Origin of the sequence: Spirosoma sp. (assembly GCF_048594605.1) — a bacterium.
In the GTDB taxonomy this organism is placed as follows: domain Bacteria; phylum Bacteroidota; class Bacteroidia; order Cytophagales; family Spirosomataceae; genus Spirosoma.
In genome coordinates this window covers 1-5,033 of record NZ_JBMDWV010000102.1, presented here as the reverse complement: position 1 = coordinate 5,033, position 5,033 = coordinate 1, and the positions used below count along the sequence as shown (strand labels likewise).

General features: G+C 46.7%; 5 protein-coding genes. 3 read left to right on the top strand and 2 right to left on the bottom strand.

Annotated elements, in window-relative coordinates:
* Positions 1 to 2 precede the first annotated feature (2 nt).
* Positions 3 to 842 carry a crotonase/enoyl-CoA hydratase family protein gene (locus ACOJS8_RS05850; protein WP_420147597.1) on the bottom strand — a complete coding sequence of 280 codons (840 nt, stop codon included), beginning with the start codon at positions 840 to 842 and terminating at the stop codon, positions 3 to 5.
* Between the two features lie 179 nt (positions 843 to 1,021).
* Here ACOJS8_RS05850 and ACOJS8_RS05845 point away from each other — a divergent pair, with 179 nt between their 5' ends.
* Positions 1,022 to 2,140: a trans-sulfuration enzyme family protein gene (locus ACOJS8_RS05845; RefSeq protein ID WP_420147596.1), complete on the top strand. Its 1,119-nt coding sequence runs from the start codon at positions 1,022 to 1,024 to the stop codon at positions 2,138 to 2,140.
* Here the strand turns inward: ACOJS8_RS05845 and ACOJS8_RS05840 are convergent, their stop codons facing one another.
* Positions 2,141 to 2,464 carry a hypothetical protein gene (locus ACOJS8_RS05840; RefSeq protein WP_420147595.1) on the bottom strand — a complete coding sequence of 108 codons (324 nt, stop codon included), beginning with the start codon at positions 2,462 to 2,464 and terminating at the stop codon, positions 2,141 to 2,143.
* A gap of 141 nt (positions 2,465 to 2,605) precedes the next feature.
* Between ACOJS8_RS05840 and ACOJS8_RS05835 the strand changes: the two genes are divergently transcribed.
* Together ACOJS8_RS05835 and ACOJS8_RS05830 are read left to right on the top strand one after the other, a co-directional pair.
* Positions 2,606 to 3,202 carry an NAD(P)H-dependent oxidoreductase gene (locus ACOJS8_RS05835; protein ID WP_420147594.1) on the top strand — a complete coding sequence of 199 codons (597 nt, stop codon included), beginning with the start codon at positions 2,606 to 2,608 and terminating at the stop codon, positions 3,200 to 3,202.
* A gap of 577 nt (positions 3,203 to 3,779) precedes the next feature.
* Positions 3,780 to 5,033, top strand: a 1,254-nt coding sequence (locus tag ACOJS8_RS05830; RefSeq protein ID WP_420147593.1) for a tetratricopeptide repeat protein, incomplete at its 3' end; no start/stop codon positions are given.

Below are 5,033 nucleotides of genomic sequence, written 5' to 3'. Positions count from 1 at the left end.
AGCTAATAACCTCGGCTCGATTTTTTATTAAACTCGGCTTTACGTTTTTCCATTGTGGCCTGCATGGCTTCGGAGAAATCGTCGGACTGAAGCTGGCTGGAATTCCAGACCGCTACGTATTGCAGGCCGTCCTCTATGGATTTGTTCAGGCTGTAGTTCAATACGCGTTTGGCTCCCTGAACCGCCGTAGCCGGGTTATCGGCAATCTGTTGAGCCAACGTAGTAGCCGCTTCAAATAGCTGATCGGGCGTATCGTACACGTGATTGACCAGACCGATACGTTCGGCAAAGGCGGCATCGTAGTCGGCACCCGTAAATGCCATCTCACGCGTAAAGCCCTGCCCGATAATTGTCGGCAGAAATTGTAAGCCACCAATGTCGGGGGTAATAGCGAGCCTGGCTTCCCGAAGGCTGAACGTAGCATCGCGGGAGCAGAGTCGGATATCGGCGGCCGCAATCATGTTCACTCCCCCCCCAATGCACCAGCCGTGCACAGCAGCAATAACCGGCTTGGGCGATTCATGCATTTTCTGAAAACCGGATTGCATCTGCCGAATCTGCGCCATCAGATCCATACGTTGGTGCGCCAGTACCGTGCCGGTCGTCATGGCACCAAGTCGAGGCATCATGTGCGGAATGTTGAGCCCATAGCTAAAATGATCGCCACTGCCCCGAAATACTATACAGCGTACGTCGTGCATTCGGTTGATCTCGTCCATGGCTTTGGGCAACTCTTCCCAAAATTCCGGTCCCATTGCATTTCCTTTTCCAGGCCCCAGCAACGTAAGGGTCATTACGCCGTTTGTCTGTTCGAAGGCCAGGGCTTGATACGTTTGTTCCATAGTAATAGTATGCTTGCATACGACGACTTAAATGTAGCAGACGAGTTGCTACGTCGGACATATTAATCCAAGAAATTTACCAGCGGTTCTCTCTAGCTCCAGCCTTGTTGAGTCAACTTTCTTTCGCTTTCTACTGTTGCATGGAAAATCATTCCGTTCGCTTACGAACCTGACTCTGTATGCATTTCGATACGTTTGCCCTCCGCGCTTCGCATCAGTCCGATTCCAAAACCGGCGATGTGGTGGCTCCTATCCACCTGTCAACGACGTTTGCCCGCAATGAGGCCAATGAACTCCCTGCTAACTATACGTATGCCCGCCCAAACAACCCAACGCGGGAGGCACTCGAAAAAGCACTGGCCATTCTTGAAGGAGGATCGGTTGGTATGGCGTTCGGGTCGGGTCAGGCAGCAACAATGACGCTGTTTCAGGCGCTACGTCCGGGCGATCACGTCTTGCTCTCGACGGATGCGTACTACGGTACGCCCGCTTTACTTGAACAGGTTTTTCATCCGTGGGGGCTTACATATACGCGTGTTCCCATGAATGATTTAGACGCTATTAAAGCATCAATTCACGAAAATACGCGCGTTGTCTGGTGTGAAACGCCTTCCAACCCAATGCTCGACATTACAGATTTGCTATCGGTAAGTCGGCTGGCGCACGACGCAGGCGCCATTTGTGTGTGCGATAATACGTGGGCAACGCCCGTACTCCAGCGTCCGCTCGATCTAAACTGCGACGTAGTGATGCACTCAACGACCAAATACCTTAGCGGCCACAGCGACGTACTAGGCGGAGCGTTGATTTTTAAACAGGATAATGACTTCACGCAACGCGTGCGAACCTTACAGGGCTTATCCGGCGCAGTGCCGTCGCCATTCGATTGCTGGCTGGTAAGCCGAGGCATTAAAACCCTGGGGGTCCGTGTGCGCGCACAAACAGCTACAGCACAGGCGATCGCTGAATTTTTAGATGGTCATCCATCTGTCGAGAAAGTACATTATCCGGGTTTGGCGAACCATCCCGATCGGGCTATTATCCGTCAGCAGATGAACGCGCCGGGAGCGATGCTCTCCGTACAGGTGAAAGGTGGTCAGGACGAAGCGCTCCGGTTTATTGGTAAGTTAAACTTGTTTATCCGTGCCACGAGTCTTGGTGGTGTAGAGAGTTTAATTGAACATCGAGCGAGTGTCGAAGGGCCAAATTCGTCAACGCCAAAAAATCTGCTACGTATTTCTGTCGGCCTTGAACATGCCGAGGACTTAATCGCTGATCTTGCCCGGGCGCTACGTTAGTTATCGAAACCGCTTGGGAACAATGCGAGGCATCGGCTTCAGAAATTGCATAGGTGGCTCGGCAGGCTGACGGTAGCGGAGGGGTTTCTGTTCCATCAAATACGTAACCGATGAGTCAGGAACTTTGATTGGCATATTGTCCAGCGAAGCCCGCATTACGTTCTTGGGGTCTGTATGGTATCGATAAAACGAATTGTTCGGGCGGGCATTGGGTATGTGATCCGGAGGCATTCCCTCCGGAAGCGTGTCCCGTCGAATCAACTGTGTCGGCGACTGCGCATAAACACAGCCTGTTAGCATCAACAACCCCAGCATCGTTTTCATCAGTATACGATCATTTAGCCTTATGTTATGATGTAAAGACTCCTGTAATTCCATAAACGTTGCAAGTGTTGCTACGCTAATCATGGTGAAACTAAAGGCCAAATGGCGGGGTTCTTTACTTGCATTTTTGACTAGAACACAATGAAAATTGCCCTCATTTCCACCTCGTCGCGCAAAAACAGTAACTCACTGCGTTTTGTTAATTACCTCCGGCACGTACTGGCCGAAGAAGGTCAGCACGAGGTATCCATAGTAACGTTTGAGGAGTACGATATTCCGTTTGTGGGGCAAGGTTCATTGAAAAAAGAAACCCTGACCTCCTTTCAACGGGAGCTCATAAGCGCCTGGGAATCCGCCGATCTGGTACTTTTTGCAATGCCCGAGTACAACTGGACAGCCCCTCCCCAGGCTACCAATGCTGTTCATCAGCTTGGAGGCCCAACGTTCAAGCATCTGTTTGATAATAAAGTATTTGCAATGGTCGGCATATCAAATGGACGTGGAGGCCGTCAGCCCGCACTGGATATGACCACCGTAGTAAACAAGCTGATTAGCTTTACGAACAGTTACTCCATCGTGTCGCCAAAGCTGTACGAATCTCACGAAACCGATAAAAATCTGGATGAACATGGCCGATTTGTTGGCCACGAAATCTATGAACGAACAGCCCGGGCGTTTTTGGCCTATACGCTGAACGTAGCACAACGCTGGATGAGTCCAAGTTTAATAGATCGGTAACGTTGATACGTTACTGCGGCTAGTTTTCATTTATCCACTCATTTAGCTTTTTACTGCTGACAGCCCCTTAATTGGGCATCTACTGTTCAACAGAAACCTGATATGTACCTGTCAACGTCTTTCAGGCGGACACTAAAACTGCCAGCATCGTAGCCACTAACTCGATGCTGGCAGTTTTTCTACATCATACTTGTTTGAATTCGCTGCCAATACTTACAGCACCAGTTCTATAGCGCTCACTTATTGCTGCTCAGACCGATCAATGCGATACGTGCACTCCATTTTAAATTGGTTGTATCGGTGGCATATAAAAGGATTACGCCTGAATAAAGCTAAGCGAAATGGCGATTTTGACAACTTAACCAGAGCGTATTATCAACAAAATACCATTTTAGTATACATACTAAAAAAAACAACTTAAAATAAACAATTCTGAAAAACAAAAAGATTAATTAACTATACAATACATCTATAAATATGTGCATTTATTATCTTTGCCATATGAAAAATTAAATAGACATTAAAATGCAAAAAGAATCTCAACATATATACTTCTATTTCTTCTAGATAAACACGGATGAAAAGTATTGGTCTGACCTCCAGTATTATATTGCTTATCGCCTGTTTTTCTACCAAGTTTACATTCGGCCAGATAAGTCAACATCTCTATCAGTCGCTTCCCGATTCACTACGTCCTGTTGACTACAAACGACTAACTCTTAATGAGTTTCAGAAAGTATTAATAAATAGAAGCACCGTAAAAAGCTGGGGGGCAGTTGAATACCATGAATTGAGCTCCCTTTGCTATCAGCTTGGGCCAAGGTATATTACGATCGCGAATGTACAGGATCGGCTGAAATTCCTCTTAGGTATTTGTGGGACTCTGTATGATAATGACAATTTATATTCTGGTAGGGCTGTTACTGCAACAGGACGTAAAGGAAACTATCAAACGGAACATACCAACGTTGTTGCCAATATTAAGTATATTGATACTTATATCAGCGAATTAAAAAAACACCGGCCGACTGATAAAACAGAACTGTCAAGAGGGTATTATTTAAAGTCGTTTTTCCAATTTGAGAACGACGACTTTACGGAAGCTATAAACAGTTGCCAGCTTGGTCTGGCCATAGCCAAGGAATCGAATAATCGATTTATTAACAAACTCTATGCACAATTTGCTTATTTCTATAATTTACTTGGTTTACCGACGCATTCCCTGGTGTATTGCGATAGTGCTCGGGCCACGGTTAGTGCATTGCCTACTATTCCTTCTGAACTAGTCAACAGTATAAGCACCATATCCTCCTTCAAACAGAGGGCTTATCTAAGTTTATTTATTCGGCAACCTCGTTCTGTATACGCCGATAGCATACGAGCAATACACAAGCAGATTTCATACGATCAGTACACAAAAGGTCGTCGGAAAGCTACGTCCTATATTGTACTGGCAGGGATGAATTTTTATCAGCAAAACTATAAGCAGACGCTGGCTTATCTCGATTCGGCCCAGCACACTTTCCCTGAACTTCACTTTCTTTTGCTGTGGCAGGATGGTCTGGTGTACAAAGGAGTAAGTTTACTACGGTTGGGCAGGAAGCAGGAAGCCAAAAAAGTGCTTGAGCAGTTGAATTTTTTGAATGTCCATACACCCGCTATAACACTTGCTCTACAAGAGCTGATTTCGGTGGAGAAACAGGATCAAAACCGGGATAAAGTCTTACATTACCATGATCTTCTGCTGGCGTTTACGCAAAGAAGGCATGCGCTGGAAATGCAGGGGAAAGCCCTCGAAATGACCCAGAAATACAATCTGTCGACTCGGGAT

Bases quoted from the DNA above. Each gene is read 5' to 3' on its own strand.
- ACOJS8_RS05850 (WP_420147597.1), bottom strand. From the start codon at position 842: ATGGAACAAACGTATCAAGCCCTGGCCTTCGAACAGACAAACGGCGTA.
- ACOJS8_RS05845 (WP_420147596.1), top strand. From the start codon at position 1,022: ATGCATTTCGATACGTTTGCCCTCCGCGCTTCGCATCAGTCCGATTCC.
- ACOJS8_RS05840 (WP_420147595.1), bottom strand. From the start codon at position 2,464: ATGAAAACGATGCTGGGGTTGTTGATGCTAACAGGCTGTGTTTATGCG.
- ACOJS8_RS05835 (WP_420147594.1), top strand. From the start codon at position 2,606: ATGAAAATTGCCCTCATTTCCACCTCGTCGCGCAAAAACAGTAACTCA.